The organism is Nodosilinea sp. FACHB-131, from assembly GCF_014695395.1.
Taxonomy (GTDB): domain Bacteria; phylum Cyanobacteriota; class Cyanobacteriia; order Phormidesmidales; family Phormidesmidaceae; genus Nodosilinea.
The window spans coordinates 97,229-117,791 of sequence record NZ_JACJOF010000028.1 but is presented as its reverse complement, the minus strand read 5'-3'; the positions used below and the strand labels follow the sequence as shown (position 1 = coordinate 117,791).

Below are 20,563 nucleotides of genomic sequence, written 5' to 3'. Positions count from 1 at the left end.
ATCGCTGGGATCAAGCCCCTAGCAAGGCTTTTCTGGCTCTATGAGCGAGAGAGTGGGGGTTCGGGGATCAATTTGTCAGAAAATCATGACAAATTGATCCCCATGCGTATTATTGCGTCATGAAATCATGACTTTGAAGGCTGTTGGGGAGAGTGAAGGAATGCGATCGCCCCTCCCTCCTCTCTCGCTCCAATCTGCGGCACATCCCCTGCTAGAGTTTGGGGATGCGATGGTCGTGGACCTCGGCTCTTGAAGGGAGCAGGCCTAGCATGATTGAGTCTTGTTCTCTGTAGTCCGCCTATGACTTCTGACCCTGCTAATTCTGCCGACGCCGCCAAGGGCAGCCGCATCATCAGTCGGCTGCTGCCCCCCGCGATTCGCCTCTGGCTGCACACTCAGCTCGACCACCTAGAGGGGCTAGAGTTTGCCATCGACGGCAAAGACCGCCAAATTTTAGGCGGCTACCTGCCAAAGGTGACTCTGGCGGCTCGCCAGGCGGTGTACCAGGGGCTGCACGTCAGTCAGGCCGAGGTCAACGCGACGGATATTCGCGTCAATCTGCCCCAGGTGCTGCGGGGCAAACCGCTGCGGCTGTTGCAGCCCTTTCCAGTAGATGGCCAGGTGACGGTGCTAGCCGAGGATCTGCGCGCTTCTCTGGGTTCCCCACTGCTGGGTCAGGGATTGCGTGATGTGCTGAAGCAGTTGCTGGCCGGAGCCGTGTCCGAAAAGCAGGTACCTCTAGTGCGCTGGTTGGGTGACGGGGATGCGTCTTCCGAGGTCAATATTGCTCTGGCCAGCGATCGCATGACGCTGCGCTGGCCAGGGGCATCCTTTAGCAATGACGCGCTAGAGCTAACTCTGGGGTTGGCGATGCGGGATGGACGGTGGCTGTGTCTAGAGCAGCCGGTGGCCAAGGTGGTTTCAGCGACTGGAGAATCGCAGCCGCCGATTGTGCTGGACGAAATTGCCTTTGACCTGGGGTCAGAGGTCAATATTCGCCAGCTAGCGGTCACCTCTGAAGGCATTGACCTGGTGGGTATGGTGCAGGTAATTCCAGCCGGTTAGCCCAGCTATCCCCATGCGTAGGCGCGAATGGGGTTCGCCCTCAACTGCTCACGGGGGTCTAAGCCAGTCCAGGCTACCGACAAAAACCGATCGCGATTGACCTGCTTGGTCAGACTGCTGTGCCCTTAATCAGCCTTTAGCCTTGGCCTTTTTCTCGGGCAGGTTGCGAGGTGGCACTGCGCGGCCTTCATAAAATCGGCGTTCTAAAATGCCCAGGCCTGCCCAGGCCGCAGCGGTGGCTAGAGGCAGCAGACCCAGCAGGGTGGCGGTGAGGTTGGTAAGGCTGCCCGTGGCGATCGCGATCGGCAGCAGCGACCAGAGCACCGCACTCACCCCCAATAGTCCCCAACGCAGGGTTTGAATGCGGTTTAGGGCTGTGCGGCAGCTTTTGCAGTGCTGGGTATGGGAGTGGTAGCGATCGAGCAGCGCGGCTTGGCTCAACTCTGGTTCAAGGGTTCGGCCAGGGAAAGGATCGGCCTCAAAGTCGCTGACCCAGTTGCGAAAGGCCAGTACGTAGCGATCGGCCTGGGTGGGCAGGTAGCAGGCCTGGGCGTAGGTGCGATTCTCCTCTGGAGAGGCTTTGCCAATGGCTTTCTCCAGTTCGCGCTCTTGCAGGTGCAGAAAAATTTGGTCATCTTCGAGTACGCCATTGTTGCCGATGTGGCTATACCAGCGGGGCGTGAGGCCAATCACCGTAGCGGGCAATTTTGACGAAAATTTAAAGGGAAAGCGAGCAAATAACCGACACTTACCCTTGCTCATTGGGGTCGCGTAGACCACGGTCAAGGTGCGGCCAAACTGCTTTGAAGTGAGGTCGTGGTACATCATCGCCGGGGCGACGAAGGTGGTGTTCTGAGTCCCCAGCGTACCCTTGCGGGGGCCTTCGGGCCAGAGCCCCTGAAATCCTTGTTTCCCGGCATTTAGCACCTCCATTTCCATGGGGGCCGCGTTTTCTCGCTTGCCTACGGTTTTGTGGTGGGTGTAGGGAATGTGGCTGGCATCCAGCACGTTTTCAAGCAGGGTGAGGGCGTCGTAGGGCAGGTCGCGAAAGGTGTTGAGCACCACCCAGCCGTCGGGTTCTGCCTCGATTGGGTCAATGATCGGCAGTTCAACTTGGGGAGCGTTTTCGGCCTGGCCAGGATAAACAAACAGCAGCCCCTGGGCGATCGCAGTCGGCAGAGCCAGAGCACAGGCCCGCGATGACCGGTTGCCCTGGCCATCAATAGACTGCTGAGGAATGTGGGTGCAGGCACCATCGCCAGCGAATGTCCAACCGTGGTAGGGGCACTCTAGCTCGCCAGATTCATTCACCCGGCCCTCGGATAGGGGGGCAAGGCGGTGGGGGCATTTGTCTTCAAATACTCGCCAGGATTGGCCTTTGGTGTCCCACCAGATGACAATGCCCCGGTCAAGCAGCGTGAAGCGGGTGGGCTGCACTGGGTCGAGATCTTCTACGTAAGCGACAGGGTACCAAGCCTCGGTCCAGTCAAACCGGTCAGGATCGGGGCCACCAGCGGGCAAAGCGGCGGTGGACTGGGGAGCGATCGCAAGGGATGTCATGGGCTAGTCCCGGTGGTAAACCATTTCTCTTTACATTCTGCAATATTTTTTGAGTGAGGGGCTGGGTTGCGTCGGTGATCCCTGTCTAGGGCGATCGGGCTGGGGGTGTCCAAAACCTTAAGAAAGGGTAGAATGCGCTAAACATGGGCAATTTTTGAGATTTCGGTAGGCTTACCCAGGTTCTTTCAGCCACTGTGCCCTAATTTGAAGTTAAATTGTCTCAATAAGTGCCTTTTTGGGGGTGAAATGCTTCAGCTTTTGGCACAGGAGAAAGCAAGTCTGGTATTCGGTCAGAGCCTGACTCTAAGACTAGGGTAAAAAAAGTTTCTCCGGCTCGAGCTTGGCCTTCCTAATGAGCGGCAGTCGGGAATAGGGACAGGGGCTTTTGTATAGCCAATAGGTGAGACCTACTATGCAGCTGCTAAGGGCGATGGTGGGTTAATGGCTTACAAAACATAATTGCTTTTCTTTTGCTATGTCTGACGCATGACGCGCCAATCCCTCCCCCAGCCCGATATTAGTCAAGCGCAAATTCTAGACACAGTGACTGCAATTTGCGACGCGGCGGCGGCGGGCAGTGAGCTAGAGGTATGGCTTCAGCAGGGGGTGGATCGGCTGCGTCCGCTGCTCGACACCGATCGGGTCGTGGTCTATCAGGTGTTGTCTCCCCACGATGGCTTTATCGTCGCCGAGTCGGTAGATGCTGCTTGGCGGCCTTTGCGGGGCGAGCGGATCAGCGAATCCTGCTTCGCCAGGGGCCAGGAAGATCGCGATCGCCGGGGTCGGCTGAGTCTGGTGGCCGACGTGCAGCACGGCACCCTTGATCCCTGCTACGCCGACTTGCTGAGTCGCCTACAGGTGCAGGCCAACTTAGCGGTTCCCATATTCGCCGGGACTCACTTGTGGGGAATGCTCATTGCCCACCACTGCCGCGGCCCCCGCCCGTGGAACCCATCGAGCTGCGATTTGCTAGTGCATGTGGCGCGTCACTTTGGCCAAGGGGTTTACCAACACGGGCTGCAACAGCAGCTCCAAGCGTCCTCTGTCCGTAGCCAAACTGAGCAGCTGTTTGATCTCTTTACCCATCACGTTGAGCAGGTTCTGTTTATTCGCGATGCGGTGTCTGGCCAGTTTCTATACGTTAGTGCGGCCTACGAACGCATTTGGGGCCATTCTCCAGCCTTGCTCTACAGCGATCCCGGCCTGTGGCTTCGGCAGGTGCATCCCGATGATTTGCCTCGGGTGCAGGCGTCTGTCGGGCGGCAGTTTGACGGCAATTCTGTGCGGCGGGAGTATCGCATTGTGCGCCCCAACGGCGACGTGCGCTGGGTGCAGGCCCACGTGCAAGTGGTCAACGATGACCAAAATCAACCCCGCTATATGGTGGGCTGGGCCGAAGACTACACCGATCGCCGCCAGTTGCAGGCCAGCCTTAGAGCTACCGAGGCCACCCTCAGCCGCCGAGTGGGGCAAGAGCAGCTGCTGCGCATGCTGACGGCGCGCATGCGCGAAAGCCTCGATCTAGAAACTATCTTGGGTGCCACGGTAGCCGGCGTTAAAACGGTGTTTAGTGCCGACCGAGCGGTGATTTTTCAGATTTTAGCTAATGGCGATCGCCGTATTGCCCAGCAGTCGACCAGTCCCGACTACGCCACCATTACCGACACCATGATTCCGTCTGGGCCGCTGCCTGCTGCCTACCTAGAGCGGCTGTATACGTGGCAGCCCTACATCATCAATGACATTGCAGCGGAGCCTTGGTCTCCAGACCTGCTCACCTTTCTCTCAGCGATCAGGGTGAAGTCGGCGATGATTGCGCCCATTGCCCACCCCTTTGGGGGCGATCGCCAGCCCCTGTGGGGCATTTTGGTGGTCCATGCCTGCGGCGAACACCGCCAGTGGCAGCCCTTTGAGGCCAACATGCTGCAACACTTCGCCGACCAGCTCAATACGGCTCTGCACCAGGCAGAACTGTACCGCCAGCTCCAGGCGGCTAACCAAGAGCTCGATCGCATCTCCAAGGTAGACAGCCTGACGCAGTTGGCCAACCGCCGCTGGCTCGATGAATACCTCAACCAGGAGTGGCAGCGGCTGACCCGAGAGCGCAAGCCGCTGAGCGTGGTGCTGGCCGATGTTGACTACTTCAAACCCTACAACGACACCTACGGCCACGCTGCGGGTGACCAATGTTTGGTAGAGATTGCCAGCGCCATTCGCTTTGGCATTCGCCGACCCGCTGACCTAGCCGCTCGCTACGGCGGTGAAGAATTTGCCCTGGTGCTGCCCGATACCGATACCGCCGGGGCTATTCGCGTAGTGCAGCTAGTGCGCCATCACCTGCAAACCCTCGATCTGCCCCACGGGGCCAGCCCCAGCGGCGATACCATCACCCTCAGCTTCGGAATTGCCACCGTAACCCCGACCCTCGACAGCCCAGCCGAGGCTATTTTAGAACTTGCTGACCAGGCTCTCTATGCCGCTAAAGACGCCGGCCGCAACCAGTATCAGGTATTTAGACCTCGGTACTAGATTAGGGGCACGAGCACCAGCGCACCGTAGGCCACGGTGGTCAGCGCCACCGTAACCCCCAGCAGTGCTTGGCTAAACCTCGAGCTGAGCCGGGGCAGCAGGTAGGCGCTGGCGATCAGCACCAGCACCAGTTCTATCGTCGCCCCCAGACGCCCCCAGTGGTCTACATCCCAGTAGGAGACGGGGCTGATGAAGCGGACTGAGCTGAGGGGCCAAAAGTGCTGATGGGCATCGTCGTGGTGCAGGGGCAGGTCGGCCAGGTGGTGCAGCACCATACTGGCACCCAGAAACCCCATTCCAGGGCCAAACCAGAGCCGCCTGAGGCTATAGCCTAGCGCTACCCCCAGCAGCCCCAGGGGTATGGAGTTGCCCACGGCAAAGATGGCCTGCCAGGGCTGGCTGTAGTAGGCCTCGCCCCAGATAGTTTGCTCGGGTAGACCTTGCCAGCGAGCCCAGCCGTAGAATACAAACATGGCCGCATCGGGAATCAGCGCACCGATCAAGATCGGCCAAGTCATCGCCGGGGTCACTGGGCGACGCAGCAGGGCCAGGTTGAGAATCAGGTGACTGGGAGTATTCATAGGGCCTATGGTACATCGACCGATTTATCTCGACTGCCACGCCACGACCCCGGTGGATGCCCGGGTGGTGGAGGCGATGCTGCCGTTCTTTACCGAGCACTTTGGTAACCCCGCTAGCCTCACTCACGCCTACGGTTGGGAGGCCGAGGCGGCGGTGACGAAGGCCAGGGAAACCATAGCCGCCGCCATTCACGCCAGCCCTGAGGAAATTGTCTTTACTAGCGGGGCCACCGAGGCCAACAACCTGGCGATCAAGGGCATTGCCGAAGCCTGCTTTAGCCGGGGGCGACACATTATTACGGTGCAGACCGAGCACAGCGCCGTGCTTGACCCCTGCCGCTATCTCGAATCTTTGGGCTTTGAGGTCACCTACCTGCCGGTACAGCCTGATGGGCTGGTGGATCTCGACGCTCTAGAGAAGGCCTTTCGCGACGACACCGTGCTGGTGTCGGTGATGGCGGCCAACAACGAGATCGGGGTGCTGCAACCCCTGGCAGAGATTGGGGCGCGGTGCCGCGATCGCAAGGTCTTCTTCCACAGCGACGCGGCCCAGGCGATCGCCAAAATTCCCCTCGACGTAGAGGCCATGAACTTAGATCTGTTGTCGCTAACGGCGCACAAAGTCTATGGCCCTAAGGGGATCGGTGCTCTTTACGTGCGGCGACGGCCGCGGGTGCCCCTGGCCCCGCAGCTCCACGGCGGTGGCCACGAGCGAGGCCTCAGGTCGGGCACCCTCTATCCACCTCAGGTCGTGGGGTTTGCCAAGGCGGTGGAGCTGGGATTGACTGAATTGGAGACAGAATCCGCTCGGCTGGTGACACTGCGCCAGCGGCTGTGGGATAGGCTGCACCCCCTGGGTGGCCTGCATCTCAATGGCCACCCTACCCAGCGGCTGCCAGGCAATCTCAACGTCAGCTTTGAGGGAGTCGATGGCCAGGCGCTGCTGCTGGGGCTGCGGGGGATCGTGGCGTTGTCGTCGGGGGCGGCCTGTAGCACCGCCAGCACCGCCCCTTCCCCCGTGCTCAAGGCGCTGGGGCGAGAGGATGACCTGGCCTATGCCTCCCTACGTTTTGGCCTGGGGCGGTTTACCACCGCTGCTGAGATTGACCAAGTGGCAGCTGGAGTAATAACCACTGTGCAGGCACTGCGTCAGGCGACGATTTGAGTACCCCCACGGTTGACTCGATGGGGCATAATGGAGATTAGCTTTGGGGTTCAGGGGCATCGGCAAGAGCATTGCCCAGATTCGATTTACACCGTGTAGTGTTAAATTCCCCGGCAGGCCTATGACAACTCAAGCCCGTCAGCTTAGCGACCTTCTCAAAGCCGGCATTGAGCAAGCCCGCTTGGGCTATTTTGAAGCGGCGATCGCCCAGTTTTCCCAGGCTGTAGCCCTAGACCAAACCTGCGCCAAGGGCTTTTACAACCGGGGCTGTGCCCACCGCGACCTGGGCCGCCATGGGGCCGCTATTGACGACTTCTCGGCCGCCCTGCGCCTAGAGCCGACCTTCACTAATGCCTACATCAACCGGGGCAGCGTCTATCGGCTGGTGGGTCAGCTAAGCGAGGCCCTGGGTGACCTGGATCGGGCGATCGAACTCCAGCCAACTTCGGTGAAAGCTTACGGCAACCGGGGTCGCATCAAGCTCGATTTAGAAGACTACGGTGGGGCGATCGCAGACTTTTCGGTGGTGCTGGCCGAGCAGCCCAAGTTCGCCAAAATTCTGCTGTGGAGAGGGTTAGCCTACCTCAAACAGGGGGCCCTTGCCGCCCTGGCCGAACACCGCCGCGAAGCCTACCAGTTTGCTGTTGCCGACTTTTCTCGGCTGTTGCAGAGCCAGCCCCACCACGCCGAAGCCTACAATTATCGGGCGGTGGCCTATTTTCAGCTGCGCAATACCTACCAGGCCACCCTCGACATCAACCGCGCCCTCGACTGCCAGGTTGACTATGCCGAGGCTTATATCAACCGGGGTATGCTGCGCCACGAGCTGGGCGATTTTCAAGGGGCGATCGACGACTACACCACGGTGCTAGAGCTTAACCCCGAGCTGCAAGACCGCTCCTACAACCAAACTCTGGTGGGTCTGGCCCTCGACAGCCCCGACGCTACCCTGAGCGAAGACACCCCGCTGAACCTGCGCTTTCGCCTGGCCGACCTGTACGACAGCCGGGGGCTGCTGCGGGCCCAGGTGGGCGACATGGAAGGGGCGATCGCCGACTACACTCTGGCTCTGCGCTTCAACCCCCACAGTGGTCGCATCTTAGCCAACCGGGGTCGCGTATTCAGCCGCCAAGAAGACTACCCAGCGGCGATCGCCGACTTTGACTGCGCCCTGGAGCTCAACGAGAGCGATGCCATGGCCTACTGCGATCGCGGCTATGCCCTCTACTTTCTCGACGAGTGGGAGTTAGCTCTCGACGACTTTAACTGCGCCATTGAGATCAGCCCTTCCTTAGCGGAAGCCTATATCGGACGCGGCCACACCAACATTCGACTGGGCCATGGGGCGGCTCTGGCGATGGATGACTTTCGCAAAGCCCTGGAGCTGTCGTGGGACAGCCGCAAATCCGAGCGATCGCGTCCGCTCTAGCTAGCAAGGCGATCGCTTTTGCCGTGAAAGAGTCCTGGCGCTGGGCCTGAAGGAATCTTCAGGCCCAGCTAACCCAATGCACGCAGCCTTGGTCAACCCCACCGACTCGACGGCTGTAAGTTTCCCTCTACCCTTTGAGCCAAACGCCATGGGAAAACAGGTTTCAGCAAGCCGCAAACGCCTCTGGCTGGGCAGCGTGGTTGGGGCCTTGGTAGGCGGCGTCGGCCAGTATCTAATTGCGGTGCTCTTTTCTTACTACGTGTTTAACTGGGGCGGGCCGTTTTTTCGGAATCATGTGGGCATTAGTTTGCCTGCCCTGGTATCGTCTTACCCGGCCTGGATATTTTTTGGGCTATCCGCTGGGTTGGGAGGGCTGGGGGGTGCTCTAGGCGGCACGACGCGACGATTGGCGAGAGGGGCAGCCTTAGGCGGCGGCACGGTTGGGTTGGTCTATCTGGCGCTGTTTGTGGTGCCCATCAACCTCATGATTGGGCTGAGTGGTGGCGGCGCTACCGACTACTCGACCGATACTCGGGCCGTTGCTTTCAGCCTGGTAGCGACTATTGTCTGGGGGGCGATCGCAGGCACCAGTGCCGCTGCCATTAGAAAAAGCTCCTTGTCTCGGCCTTAACTCCTCCACGTTGGGAACGGTTTGGTCTAACGGCAGAGAAGTTCTCTCCATCCCACCCGTGCCTGGTGAATGATTGCGATCGCATTGGCACTTGAGTTAGCTACAAACTGTATGTGTGCTAACTGTAGAGGGAAAGTTTTTAGCCCAGAGACAACAGAGAGTATTCACGAGAGGTTGCATCCTCACAAACTAAGCAAGTTGAGTTGCCCCAATTTCTACGCTAACTGAGTCAAAACGGGCATCGCCGGGTTTATAAGACAACAGCTCCATCCCAATTGGTTCACCGTTATCGGAGTCTTTAATAAGAATAACACCATCGCTAAGTTCAGGACAAAGTTGGTTAGGACGTGGGCTTTGCCAAAAGACCGTGAGCAGCTCCATCTCAGGTTCATAAAAGACTTTTACTTGTGCCATAGTACTACTCCTTCTTTAATGGCGTCGGTTTGATAAGCTATGCTCAGAAATCCTTCCCCATTCAAGCGCCGAGCGACAGCAACGACCCAGCGCTGAGGTTTACTTAGTAAATAAAACAGCAATACGCTTTCATCGCGACTGCTCTGGCGCACTTCATCGGGGTTGTAGAGCACTTGCTGCACAAGACCTTCAAGATCGGCTATATCCGGATGTTTAATGATTAATTTCTGCCAGTAAGCATCGGTAGTTCTGACACTAAACCCAAGTGGCGTTGCGATAGTAAATCGAATAGACATCAGTTCAATGCCTTAACAGATTTAGTGAAGTGCTAGCCAACGCTGTTAATGTCACTTCTACCTTACAAGTATGAATGATACGGTTACACTTCTACGGTGCATTGAGTGAGTTATTTTTGCAGGAAATGTTTCTAGGCAGGGAAGAGAGAATGTAGTTTTCCTTAATCATGCCGGATTAAGGGTGCCAAACTAAAGGCTAGCTCCCTTGCAGTTCTAGCTTTCGGTTCGGCACCCTCACGGGATGCTAGTTGAGTTCTCCATTGTCTTTACCGAAGGTGAATTCAACTAGCTTTCGTGTGGATTACTAAGATATTACCGCCGTCTGCCGGATCTGGAAGGGCTACGGCGTGGGGCGGAGCGGCGTTGTGAACTACCAAAACTACCGCCTGAAGGCCGAGCACGCTCATTTCGTCGGTTGTTACGTCGCAAATTGCTGTTGCCGACACCATTGCCTGAAGGTCTATTGGTATTAACACGTGGGGCAGTGCTACCAGGCGAGCGTAGTCTGCCGCTGGCTCGATACTGACGGTTCCGATGTTCAGCAGGGGGTGCCTTGTAGCGTGACTGATAGCGCGAAACGGCTTCGTTGTAGCTTCGTCCATAACCGCCATGGCCGACTAGGGCTACACCCGGTTGATAAAGTGGCGGCATGTAGTACTGCGGACGGAAGAGTAAGCTACCGATCGCCTGACCCGCTAGCGCTCCTGCAAATGGAGTCCAAAAGCTTGGCTCTCGACGAACAATGACGACTTGTTCCTGTCCAGTCTGCGGGTCGGTTTGAGTTGCCGTAACGTTGTGAACATATTCAATGCGAAAGTCGGGTGTCAGATACAGCGCTGGCTGTCCGTTTTCAACGCGCAGTTCACTCGATTTGCCCGCAGAGATTTCTTCGTCGGTTAGGCGTGCCAACGGCAAATTGGCGCTGCGAAACATCGACTGCTCAGGGGCAGTGTTGAGCAATACTAGGCTGTATTCACCCGAACTGTCATCGTAGGTAGCTTGCTGCACCGGGTAAGCCCCGTCTGTAATTGAGCTAGCAGCAGGGACAGTTGTTTCTTGCGGAGGTTGCGGTGCTGGTTGCGACGTGGAGTAATCTACTGGACTAGTGCAACTAACCGACGACCACACTAGGGCCAATGCTAATAAAGAAGCAGAAAGTTTGCGCATCATTGTAGTTAGGGGAGAAGCGTTGTGAATCACAAAAACTAGAGCGGAATGAGTTCAGGAAAATTTTCGATCAGTTGGTCTGATGTGAGTTCGTCACCCAATTGGGCAGGAGAAAAATGCATCTGAATTGCTCTTAAAGTTCCCCTATAATTCAGGTTGACTAGAGCTTTTAAGCCTGCCTTCAAAGCAGTGACGTCGGCTAGGTTAGTTTCTAATTCAGGCACTTCGCCTTCAGAGGCAACTGTGAGCATGACGACCACATTTTGTGTCACGGGGATGGCGAAATTCTCATTTCCATTGGAGTCAGACCCTATTTCGCTACCATAACGTGCAGCCGAGTCGGTAAATAGCTCATTCACATAATCTCCAGCATCGCCCTCATCCCAAAGAACATCTCCTTCGTTGGCTGCCGATTGCCAAAACGTTTCGTACTCCAGCAAGCTTTCGCAGACCTGCACGAGTTGATTGCCCAACACCTGCATATCACCTTCTGAGTTAATCGCCTCACGTACTGCTTGATTGAGCACACCCAGAAGTGGTGCTACTTCTCGGCCTGAGAGATGCACAAAAATGCGACACACGACAAAGCGGGTCTGTCCGCTAATTTGACTGAAGCGATCGCGCAAACTCATAGCAATTTAATTTGAGAGCGGCGTACAGGTTCTATTCTAGATAGCCAAATTCATGATGGTCTTGATCTAAGGGCTGATTAATGGTGTGGTTCCTACCATGGTTTAGGCGGATAACTCAACAGAGGGTTGGGCTGGTTCATGAGACAAGACTAATAGGACGCAAGCTGCATCCTTTAAGACAGCTTTTTTCTGTCTCTCAAGTTCCTGATCAACTTGCTCAGCATTGCGGTGTGGTTCTGACGCTACAAGTCGCAGTTATTTCCATCAATGCTGTGGTGACCACCGCGATCGCATTCACAACGTCGCAAGCTTACAAAGTTAACTAACTAAGCTTGCGAGGTTACCAGTTAAGCTTCATTTGCTACTTGGCGATCGCTGAAGGTAGGTAGTCAAACAAAGACTGGCCTAGGGATACTGAAATAGGCCTCAACCCTCAGCAAAAGAACATCCTCAGGGGGATGTGCCCTAGAATGGGCGTTACCCCTACGGCATAAAATTGGACAGGGTCTAAACCCAAAACTCCGCAGCCTCCACCAGATGGAGAGGCTACGGAGCGGGTGAATCCCTTGCTATATCAGAAACGAGCATGGCAGGATTCGAACCTGCGACCCCTAGAACCGGAATCTAGTGCTCTATCCACTGAGCTACATGCCCTTAGGCTGCACCATTCTAGCATCTGCTAAGGGCGTTGTCACAATGGCTTGTCCTTAACTCACAATCGAGCATGGCCAGTCGTTGCCCCGTTCCCCATGTTTGAAGTCCGCTGAGGAGGCTATGACCCCGTATGTCTTTTCCTTTAACCCCCTCTTGCTATTCGTCGATTAAGCAGTGAAGCTGAGCTTAACCAGGCCTTTGAGCAGCTTTCATCCGGTGGCGAAGTGCTGATGCCGCTGAATGACTACGGCTTTAGCCAGCGATTTGGCTGGGTGTACGATCGCTCTAGTGTGTCGTAGCAGCTTAATCTGGCTAAATAGTGCAGAAACTATCTAGGCCCATGCGGCTGATCCATGCGTTTTGCCCGCCTCACCCTTTATCTGAAACCCCATGACTCAACCTACTGACACCGCCAATCCCCTCGATGCTGCTGCCGCCGCCCTGACCCAAGAGGCTGAAGGGGCAGGTTTATCTGAAGAGCAGTATCGCCGCAAAATGCAGCGCCGCCAGGAGGTGCAGCAGCAGCGCATCGCCGAGCGCAATGTCGAAAAGGGTTTGGTAATTATCAACACCGGCAACGGCAAGGGCAAAACCACCGCCGCCCTGGGCATGGTGCTGCGCTCTGTTGGCCACGGCTACAAAGTAGCGATCGTGCAGTTTATCAAAGGCGCGTGGGAACCGGCGGAAAAGGCCGTGCTAGAGCGGTTTGGCGACCAGCTCACCTTCCACGCCATGGGCGAAGGGTTTACCTGGGATACGCAGGACCGCGATCGCGATACCCAAACGGCCCAAACCGCTTGGGAAACCGCCCTTTCCTACATCCGTAACCCCGAATACAAAACTATTTTGCTCGACGAAATTAACATTGCCCTCAAGCACGGTTTTCTGAGCGTCGATCAGGTGGCGGCGGGGCTAGCCGAAAAGCCGGAGATGACCCACGTCATTCTCACCGGACGAGGCGCACCCCAGGCGCTAATCGACCAGGCCGACCTGGTGACGGAGATGACCCCAGTGAAGCACCCTTTCCGCGAACAGGGCATCAAAGCCCAACCCGGCATTGAATACTAACTCCACCCATCCACTCACCTACTTATCCACCATCCACTCCCCATGGATCGCTACGCCACCCTACGCCGCATTCAGAGCCTCGACCCCGAGCGCGACCATGTCGAAATCTGCTGCCTGCTGGCGGGCTACGAGTTCCCCTGGGATGTCACCCGCGCCCTGGAGGTTGCTCTGCTGCGAACGTTTTGCATCCCCAGCGTATCGGCGCTGCTGGATAAAACGGGTGAGTTTCGCCACCATGCCCAAAAGCGCTACGACGACACTGGCATTGTGGTGTCTGAGGTGTTCAAGCACGGCTACGACAGCCCCCGAGGCGAAGCGTTTATTCAGCGCATGAATGCCATTCATCGCCACTATGCTATCGGCAACCGCGACTTCCTCTACGTGCTCTCGACCTTTGTGTATGAGCCGGTGCGGTGGTGCGATCGCTTTGGTTGGCGGCCCTTTTGTCAGCAGGAGCGGCTGGCCTGCTACTACTTCTGGCGAGCGATTGGCGATCGCATGGGTATCCAAGACATTCCGCCGACCTACGAGACGTTTGAGCAGTTCAACCGCGAGTTTGAGGCTGAGCAGTTTGCCTATGCTCCCACCAACCAGCGGGTCGCTGACGCCACCCGACACATGCTGCTGTCGTGGTTTCCTGCCGTCATCCGACCACTAGTGAATTGGGGACTGCCCTGCCTGCTCGACCCGCCCTTGCTAGCGGCGCTGGGATGGCAGCCGGTGCCGGTAGCGGTGCAGCAGCTAGCCAATATCGCCCTTAAAGCCCGCAGTCGCCTATTGCGCCGTCTACCGCCGCGTACCGAGCCCGATTTCTTTGTTGATCAATCCATTCGCAGCTACCCCGAGGGCTACACCCTGGAGGATATTGGGCCAGAGACGCTGCGATCGCGGCTGTAGGCGCTTCGCCAACGCTATCTGTGGGGTTATGCACTATTATCAAAAGCCGTAGCCGCTACCGGTAGCCCCATGCCTGACTATCAGCCTTCCTTGCTCTCCGACACCGATCTGCGGGCGGCGGATTTGTCGTGGGCCTACAACCGGCCGGCGGGGTCAGCCATGCCAGCCGACGAACTCCAGGGCTGGAAGCAGCGGGTGGCTCAGTTTCAGGCCACCGTCGAGTCTGACCCGTCAGTGCAGGGGACGCTGTTTGATGTCGTCGAGGCTTCGCCTGCGGATACGATTGATCCCTTCACCCTGCCGCCCCGCAATGCCGAGTTTTGGCGGGGGCAGTTCCAAGAATCGGGCGTGCCCGCTCTGTACTTTGTGGTCGATCACGACGCGGCGGTGCTGCTCTACGTGGGCGAAACCGTCAAGTCAAACCAGCGCTGGAAGGGGGTACACGACTGCAAACGCTACATTCTCAGCTATGTGGAAGCCCACCGGGTTCACCAACTGTCCGTAGCGGTGAACATTGGCTTTTGGCCCCACGCTGACTGCGATCGCAAGGCCCGCCAGTCGTTGGAATTGGAGCTGATTCGCCGCTGGCGATCGCCCTTTAACAAAGAAAACTGGGCGATCTGGAGCACTCCGTTTGTGGGGGGCAAGCTAGAGGCCTAACGCCCCAATCCCAATTGGCGGTGAGCAACAGTTAGCGACTTTGGAAACCTGGGCCTTGGAGGTAGTTGACGAGGGCGATCGCCAAGCCCCCCAGCAGGGCATAGATAGCCATGGCAATTAAATTGTTGAGGTCAAAAATTTGAGTGGCGTCAGCGTTAGTGGGGCTGATGAAGAGGGTCGAGAATGGCCGCATAAACGGCTCTGACAGCGTGTAAATGGTTTGAGCAAAGGGGTTGTTGGGGTTGGCGCTAGTCAGCCGCAGAAACAACCGCAGCGCCAGCAGCACCTCTAAGGCACCGACCAGCAGCACAATAGAATTGCGCACCCAAGCCAACCGAGCCCGGCGCTGGGCTTCCCGCAGTCGCGCATGCTCCTGCCTGAGACGATAAACCTCCTGGTTGTGAATGAGTTCTCGACTGCGTTCAAACTCATCGTATCCGTTGGGTCTTTGGCTCATGGGGTGTTATTGCCTGCAATTAACGGTTCTTGGTGCTAAAGTAACCGCTACGTTAGCTAAAACATAACGCAGCTCGGCCAGCGCTACAGTTTGGCTCACTTATTTATATAGAGTATGGCTCAGAGGCTATCTCTGCCAGGGATATTATCAAACCAGCACAAATAGTGCCTACCACCATAAATCAACGGGATAGGAAAGCTATAGGACATCGGCGCAGCGATCGCCAAGTAGGGTAGCAATCATGGAGGAGCGCACCCAAGCAGCGAACCATGCCCCTATGCAGAGCAGGAATCTGTGGTTTGAGCCGCTCACTGCGGCCCATGCCGACGAGCTCTTTTCGGTTTTGGTCACTCCCTCGGTCCTCGCTTTCATCGAGCCGACTGAGAGCCTGCCAACTCGCGCCGACCTCAAAACGGAGTATGCTAGCCGAGCGAAGGGACCCGTGGATTCAGCTAACGAGCGATGGTTCAATGTAGCCGTGCGCTTGAAAGCCCCACCGGCTCTGACGATTGGCCGTCTTGAGGCAACCGGGTACGGCGAGTGGGGAGAGGTCGCCTACTTGTTTGGCGAAGCCTGGTGGGGAAAAGGATTAGCCTTTGAAGCCATGCTCTGGTGGCACGACTACCTGGCGACAGCCGTCCCTGAAACTGTGTGGTGGGCGACGGTGCATCCAGACAACGACAGGAGTCGCCGACTGCTGGCAAGGCTGGGGTACGAGGAAGTGGAATTTAGCCAGGCCCCCAACCTGCGCTCCTATGATGCCGGCGATCGCTGCTTTGTCCGGCCTACTTCCTAGCCGGCACTGGCAAAGCGAATCTTCAGGTAGTCGTCTTCCATCTTAGCCCCGGCGGGTTGTAGGGCCGCCAAAGCCTGGGGTAGAACTAGGTTGCGGCGGTGGTTGCCGATGCGCACATTCAGCTCGTCTGCCGACTTGCTCAGCTCGATTTGGTCTTTGGGAATGCCGGGCAGATAAAGCTCCAGGCTATAGCTGCCTTCTTCCTGCACCACGCGCAGGGTGGTCTCTTTGTAGTAGACCTGGGTGGGGTCTTCGTCGGTATAGAGGGTTTCTTTGAGGCGCTGGAGAGATTCTAGGCCGCAGAGTTCTTCGGCAAACAGAGGCGCTTCTTTCACCGGCAGTGGGTGAAAGTTCTCGTGAATTTCGTGCCTATACTGCTGCTGCTTTTCCTTCATCCGCTGGAAGAAGGGGTCCTGCACTTCGTCGGGGATGATGCGGTTCGCGATCACCAGGTCGGTGCCCACGTTGTAGAGGCTGAGGTAGGCATGGGCCCGCAGCGATTCTTTAATCACCATTTTTTCGGGGTTGGTGACCAAACGTACGGAGGTGGTGCCCGCGTCGGTGAGCACTTTCTCTAGCTCAATCAGCTGCTCGTAAAATTCGTAGGGTGCATCCATCACCTCTTTGGTAGGCAAGCTAAAGCCCGCCACTGGGCGAAAGAAGGGCTGCACCAGGGGCCGCAGGGCTTCAGAAACGGCCTGAAAGGGTTTGTAGAGTTTGCGCATGTACCAGCCTGCCACTTCAGGCAGGCTGAGCAAGCGCAGGGCGGTGCCGGTAGGGGCCGAGTCGATAATCAGCACGTCATACTCGCCTTCGTCGTGGTGGCGCTTCATGCGCACCAGGCTAAAGATTTCATCCATGCCGGGGAGAATGGCCAGCTCTTCGGCCTCAATGCCTTCAAGACCACGGGCCTGAAGCACGTCGGTGATATAGCGCTTCACCGCACCCCAGTTGCCTTCGAGTTCCATCAGGGCATCGAGTTCTGCGCCCCACAGGTTGGGCTGCACTAGGCGAGGCTCGTGGCCTAGTTCTATATCGAAGCTGTCGGCTAAGGAGTGAGCGGGATCGGTGCTCAGCACCAGGGTTTTGTAGCCCAGTTCTGCGCAGCGCAGGCCCGTGGCGGCTGCGACGGAGGTTTTGCCGACGCCACCTTTACCGGTCATTAACAATACCCGCATGTGGGTGTCCTCGCCTTTTCCGTTATGGTTTCCCTATTTTTATAATCTATAGGGTTTTTGGGGTTTCCGCAGGACGAGAGGGAGAGCGTGTTGGGATGTGATCCCCGAAATCGTTATTTTTTCTACGCTTGAAGGTTTTTGAGTCAACGATTCCTGTTGTAGGGGCGAACGGCTGTTCGCCCAGCAGAGTACTTGTCGTTATCAGGGATTGGGGCGACATGGAATGTTCTGTTCGATAGGTGGTTGTGGCGCACGTTGGGGGAGACAGCCAGATCTGCCGCTGGGGCGGAAAGGAATGACTGATCATGGGTTTAAACGTCTGTTCTGCAAACGGAGCTGTCGGTGGCATTCAACTCTATGGTTATGGCCACCTGATTCAACTGCTGTCTCGCGTTTAGTAGGGTGGGCATTGCCCACCATTTACCCCGCTCTCCTAGGCCGCGATCGCATCCATCAACTCCTCGGCCATGTCGAAGTTAGCGGTGACGGACTGCACGTCGTCGAGGTCTTCAAGGGCATCCATGAGTTTGACTAGCAGGCGGGCCTGGTCGGGGTCATCGACAACCAGGGTGTTGCTAGGCAGCCAGCGGAGTTCCGCCTGTTGGACGGTTAACCCCTGGGCTTTGAGGTTGGTGTCGAGGGCCTCCAGATCGGCGGGGGCGCAAAATAGCTCAGCGGCGGGAATTTCCTCGTCGCGGCGACCTAGCACCGTGGTGAGTTCATAGGTTTCGGCTCCGGCCTCCATGGCGGCTTCGAGCAGGGCTTCTTCGTCGCCGGGGTGAATGATGGTGACGACGCCTTTTTGCTCAAACATCCAGCCGACGCAGCCGGTTTCACCGAGGTTACCGTTGCTCTTGCTGAAGGCGGCGCGCAGGTCGGCGGCGGTGCGGTTGCGGTTGTCGGTAAGGGCTTCAATTAAGATGGCGACGCCGCCGGGGCCGTAACCCTCATAGCGGATGGCTTCGAAGCTGTTATCGGCACTGAGGTTGCCGGAACCTTTGGCGATCGCCCTGTCAATGTTGTCGTTGGGCACCCCCGCGGCCTTGGCCTTGTCGATGGCGGTGCGCAGCTGAAAGTTGCCCGCTGGGTCACCGCCCTGGCGCGCCGACACAATGATTTCCCGCGACATTTTGGCGAAGACTTTGCCCTTAACGGCATCAACCCGCGCCTTTTGGCGCTTGATGTTGGCCCACTTGCTATGACCTGCCATACCTCACAAACGGATGCACTGCATGCTTGATTTTATCCCCTTGGGGATCGTCACAGGCCAAAAACCCAGGGTTGTATTTTAGGGTTCGAGATCAACAGGGCTATTCACCGAGGCACCCTAGGCTCTGCATCTGTGGCTCAGGGCGCAGCAGCTCTAAGAGCTGCTCCGATCAACCCCACTTGGGGATTGAGCACGATATGCACCGGCACCCGATCGAGCAGAGGGCTGACGCGGCCCTTGTGGGTAAACGCATCCAAAAACTGCCCTGCCATAATCAGGTCTAGGTTTTTGGCGGCGATGCCCCCAGCTACATAGAGGCCGCCGTAGGGCAGCAGCTTGAGGGCCAGGTTGCCCGCTTCGGCCCCGTAGGCGGAGACAAAAATTTCCATGGCTTTGTGGGAGAGGCGATCGCGGCAGCCCACGGCGGCCTGGGCAATGACGGCACCGGGGTCAACGGTTTTGCTGGAGAGGCCGGTTTGGCGTTCCCAAGCGGTGATCGCTTCGGCGATCTCTGGGGTTTCGGTAGCAAACTCGCGATCGCGCAGAAATTGGTAGATCGCTACAATGCCCTGGCCCGATACCACCCGCTCTACCGACACGCGAGAGATCTGGTGCTTGTCGATCAGATAGCGCATCAGCTGAAACTCTAGCTCTGAGCGGGGCGCAAAGTCGGCGTGGCCCCCTTCGGACGGAAACACTAGGGGGCGACCGCTAGTCGCCAGGGCAAACCCCTGCCCCAGGCCGGTGCCCGCGCCAATAATGGCCACCGGGGCGTTGCCGTCGGGGTCGCCCGCTTGCAGGGTGTGAATGTCTTCGGCAGCGAGGCCAAAGACCCCATAGCCAACGGCTTCAAAGTCGTTGATCAGCTCAACTCGGTCAAGGTCAAGTTCTACCTGGAGGCGATCGCCCTCTAGCGACCAGGCCAGGTTGGTAAGACTGGAGGTGTTCTCCACGACTGGCCCGGCGATCGCAAAGCAGGCCCGCTCGGGAGCGTAGGTATGCCCAGCGTCGATGGCGGCTTGGTGCAAAAAATCTTTTACCATGGGCACCAGGTCGGGGTAGGCCTGGCTAGAGTAAGTGCGCTCAAACTCGTTTTTGAGAATCACCGGGGTCGATGGACTGGGTGCGCTGGCCTCGACCAGGCGCAGAATGGTTTTGGTGCCACCAATATCACCGGCAAGCAGATAGGTCATGGCTGGAACGTTCTGATGGGCTAACGACAGTTGCGGGCAGATCCTGGTTTAGCTTACCGCTGCGAAAGCCCTCTAGATCAAGGGTGACGTAGGTGAAACCGTAGTCTTGCAGCGCCTTTACCAGGGCTTCAAGATCGGTGGCAGCTACAAATTCTTTAATATTTTCGACAGGAATTTCAATGCGGGCGGTGTCGGCCTGCGATCGCACCCTGAGCTGCCGCAGCCCCAAATGCCGCAGGTACAGCTCTGCCTGGCCCACCCGCCGCAGCTTTTCTAACGTAATGGCTTCGCCGTAGGGGAAGCGCGAGCTGAGGCAGGGTTGCGCCGGTTTATCCCACCAGGGCAGACCCAGCAGGCGCGAGATCTCGCGCACCTCAAACTTGGTGATGCCCACTTCGGCTAGGGGCGATCTGGCACCGCGCTCCTTTGCCGCCTGAATGCCGGGGCGGTAGTCACCCAGGTCATCGGCGTTAACGCCATCCACCACGTAGGGGTAGCCCCGCCCCAGGGCCAGGGGCTTGAGGGTGTCGTGCAGCTCGCTCTTGCAGAAATAGCAGCGGTTGACGGGGTTGGCGGCGTAATTAGGATTATCTAGCTCGTGGGTGGCGACAATTTCATGGGCAATGCCGATCGCCGCCGCCTGCACCTGGGCTTCTTCTAAATCAGCGGGCATGAGCGAAGGAGAGTTGGCGGTGATGGCAAGGGCGCGATCGCCCAACACGTCGTAGGCGACCTTAGCCACCAGTGTGCTGTCGATGCCGCCCGAATAGGCGATCAGCGCCCGATCCATCCCGGCGAATAGGGCTTTGAGCTGGTCAAGTTTTTGCGACACCATAGTTGAGCTACAGAAGTTGAAAGGATGGGGCCTAGAAATTGGGCTAGGCCAGAGGGCCGCCTGTCTCCATCCTACCGATGCCTCTTTCCCATTGCCTACTTCTCGCGATCGCAGGACCTTGTGCCCCATCCAAACAGCGTTGGTAA

General features: G+C 57.5%; 20 protein-coding genes and 1 tRNA gene. 9 read left to right on the top strand and 12 right to left on the bottom strand.

What is annotated here, in order from left to right; translation table 11 throughout:
* The first annotated feature begins 300 nt into the window (after positions 1-300).
* Positions 301-1,065: a DUF2993 domain-containing protein gene (locus H6F75_RS20455; protein ID WP_190754303.1), complete on the top strand. Its 765-nt coding sequence runs from the start codon at positions 301-303 to the stop codon at positions 1,063-1,065.
* 129 nt (positions 1,066-1,194) lie between these two features.
* Here the strand turns inward: H6F75_RS20455 and H6F75_RS20450 are convergent, their stop codons facing one another.
* Positions 1,195-2,625, bottom strand: a complete 1,431-nt coding sequence (locus tag H6F75_RS20450) for a Rieske 2Fe-2S domain-containing protein (RefSeq protein WP_190754302.1) — start codon at positions 2,623-2,625, stop codon at positions 1,195-1,197.
* Between the two features lie 486 nt (positions 2,626-3,111).
* On the opposite strand from H6F75_RS20450, the gene H6F75_RS20445 reads away from it, so the two are divergent.
* Complete coding sequence (locus tag H6F75_RS20445; RefSeq protein ID WP_190754301.1) at positions 3,112-5,154, top strand: diguanylate cyclase; 2,043 nt, start codon at positions 3,112-3,114, stop codon at positions 5,152-5,154.
* Here the strand turns inward: H6F75_RS20445 and H6F75_RS20440 are convergent.
* Positions 5,151-5,735 (bottom strand): hypothetical protein, encoded by a 585-nt coding sequence (locus H6F75_RS20440; RefSeq protein ID WP_190754300.1) that lies wholly within the window; start codon positions 5,733-5,735, stop codon positions 5,151-5,153. The two genes, H6F75_RS20445 and H6F75_RS20440, sit on opposite strands and share 4 nt — an antisense overlap.
* 7 nt (positions 5,736-5,742) lie before the next feature.
* Between H6F75_RS20440 and H6F75_RS20435 the strand changes: the two genes are divergently transcribed.
* The 3 genes from H6F75_RS20435 (at position 5,743) to H6F75_RS20425 (ending at position 8,960) form a co-directional block, all read left to right on the top strand.
* The gene (locus tag H6F75_RS20435) at positions 5,743-6,900 is read left to right on the top strand and encodes an aminotransferase class V-fold PLP-dependent enzyme (RefSeq protein WP_190754299.1); all 1,158 of its coding nucleotides are present in this window, start codon (positions 5,743-5,745) and stop codon (positions 6,898-6,900) included.
* A gap of 121 nt (positions 6,901-7,021) precedes the next feature.
* Positions 7,022-8,329, top strand: coding sequence for a tetratricopeptide repeat protein (locus tag H6F75_RS20430; protein ID WP_190754298.1), 1,308 nt, complete (start codon positions 7,022-7,024; stop codon positions 8,327-8,329).
* Positions 8,330-8,405: 76 nt separating this feature from the next.
* Positions 8,406-8,960, top strand: a complete 555-nt coding sequence (locus tag H6F75_RS20425) for a hypothetical protein (protein ID WP_190754297.1) — start codon at positions 8,406-8,408, stop codon at positions 8,958-8,960.
* Between the two features lie 189 nt (positions 8,961-9,149).
* Here H6F75_RS20425 and H6F75_RS20420 read toward each other — a convergent pair whose 3' ends face one another.
* The 5 genes from H6F75_RS20420 to H6F75_RS20400 form a co-directional block, all read right to left on the bottom strand.
* The gene (locus tag H6F75_RS20420) at positions 9,150-9,374 is read right to left on the bottom strand and encodes a hypothetical protein (protein ID WP_190754296.1); all 225 of its coding nucleotides are present in this window, start codon (positions 9,372-9,374) and stop codon (positions 9,150-9,152) included.
* Positions 9,362-9,670, bottom strand: a complete 309-nt coding sequence (locus H6F75_RS20415; protein ID WP_190754295.1) for a hypothetical protein — start codon at positions 9,668-9,670, stop codon at positions 9,362-9,364. The genes H6F75_RS20420 and H6F75_RS20415 overlap by 13 nt, the downstream gene beginning before the upstream one ends.
* A 312-nt stretch (positions 9,671-9,982) precedes the next feature.
* Entirely contained in the window at positions 9,983-10,678 is a 696-nt protein-coding gene (locus H6F75_RS20410) for a hypothetical protein (protein ID WP_347710684.1), read from the bottom strand.
* Between the two features lie 197 nt (positions 10,679-10,875).
* A complete protein-coding gene (locus H6F75_RS20405; RefSeq protein ID WP_190754331.1) occupies positions 10,876-11,463 on the bottom strand; it encodes a DUF1517 domain-containing protein in 588 nt (195 codons plus the stop codon).
* Between the two features lie 587 nt (positions 11,464-12,050).
* Positions 12,051-12,123, bottom strand: a tRNA-Arg gene (locus H6F75_RS20400).
* 390 nt (positions 12,124-12,513) lie between these two features.
* On the opposite strand from H6F75_RS20400, the gene cobO reads away from it, so the two are divergent.
* The 3 genes from cobO to H6F75_RS20385 all read left to right on the top strand — a co-directional run bounded on the left by cobO (position 12,514) and on the right by H6F75_RS20385 (position 14,748).
* Positions 12,514-13,191, top strand: a complete 678-nt coding sequence (cobO, locus tag H6F75_RS20395) for a cob(I)yrinic acid a,c-diamide adenosyltransferase (RefSeq protein WP_190754293.1) — start codon at positions 12,514-12,516, stop codon at positions 13,189-13,191.
* A 42-nt stretch (positions 13,192-13,233) separates the two neighbouring features.
* Positions 13,234-14,088 (top strand): oxygenase MpaB family protein, encoded by an 855-nt coding sequence (locus H6F75_RS20390; RefSeq protein WP_190754292.1) that lies wholly within the window; start codon positions 13,234-13,236, stop codon positions 14,086-14,088.
* Between the two features lie 69 nt (positions 14,089-14,157).
* The gene (locus tag H6F75_RS20385; RefSeq protein ID WP_190754291.1) at positions 14,158-14,748 is read left to right on the top strand and encodes a GIY-YIG nuclease family protein; all 591 of its coding nucleotides are present in this window, start codon (positions 14,158-14,160) and stop codon (positions 14,746-14,748) included.
* A 31-nt stretch (positions 14,749-14,779) separates the two neighbouring features.
* On the opposite strand, the gene H6F75_RS20380 is transcribed toward H6F75_RS20385, so the two are convergent.
* The gene (locus H6F75_RS20380; RefSeq protein WP_190754290.1) at positions 14,780-15,205 is read right to left on the bottom strand and encodes a YggT family protein; all 426 of its coding nucleotides are present in this window, start codon (positions 15,203-15,205) and stop codon (positions 14,780-14,782) included.
* Between the two features lie 277 nt (positions 15,206-15,482).
* Here H6F75_RS20380 and H6F75_RS20375 point away from each other — a divergent pair, with 277 nt between their 5' ends.
* Positions 15,483-16,001, top strand: coding sequence for a GNAT family N-acetyltransferase (locus tag H6F75_RS20375; RefSeq protein ID WP_190754289.1), 519 nt, complete (start codon positions 15,483-15,485; stop codon positions 15,999-16,001).
* Here H6F75_RS20375 and H6F75_RS20370 read toward each other — a convergent pair.
* The 4 genes from H6F75_RS20370 to larE form a co-directional block, all read right to left on the bottom strand.
* Entirely contained in the window at positions 15,998-17,179 is a 1,182-nt protein-coding gene (locus H6F75_RS20370; RefSeq protein WP_190754288.1) for a TRC40/GET3/ArsA family transport-energizing ATPase, read from the bottom strand. The two genes, H6F75_RS20375 and H6F75_RS20370, sit on opposite strands and share 4 nt — an antisense overlap.
* Before the next feature lie 433 nt (positions 17,180-17,612).
* Positions 17,613-18,389, bottom strand: coding sequence for a YebC/PmpR family DNA-binding transcriptional regulator (locus H6F75_RS20365; protein WP_190754287.1), 777 nt, complete (start codon positions 18,387-18,389; stop codon positions 17,613-17,615).
* Positions 18,390-18,526: 137 nt separating this feature from the next.
* On the bottom strand, positions 18,527-19,582 hold the full coding sequence (locus H6F75_RS20360; RefSeq protein ID WP_190754286.1) for a glucokinase: 1,056 nt from the start codon (positions 19,580-19,582) through the stop codon (positions 18,527-18,529).
* A complete protein-coding gene (gene larE / locus H6F75_RS20355; RefSeq protein ID WP_190754285.1) occupies positions 19,560-20,417 on the bottom strand; it encodes an ATP-dependent sacrificial sulfur transferase LarE in 858 nt (285 codons plus the stop codon). The genes H6F75_RS20360 and larE overlap by 23 nt, the downstream gene beginning before the upstream one ends.
* Between the last annotated feature and the right edge of the window lie 146 nt (positions 20,418-20,563).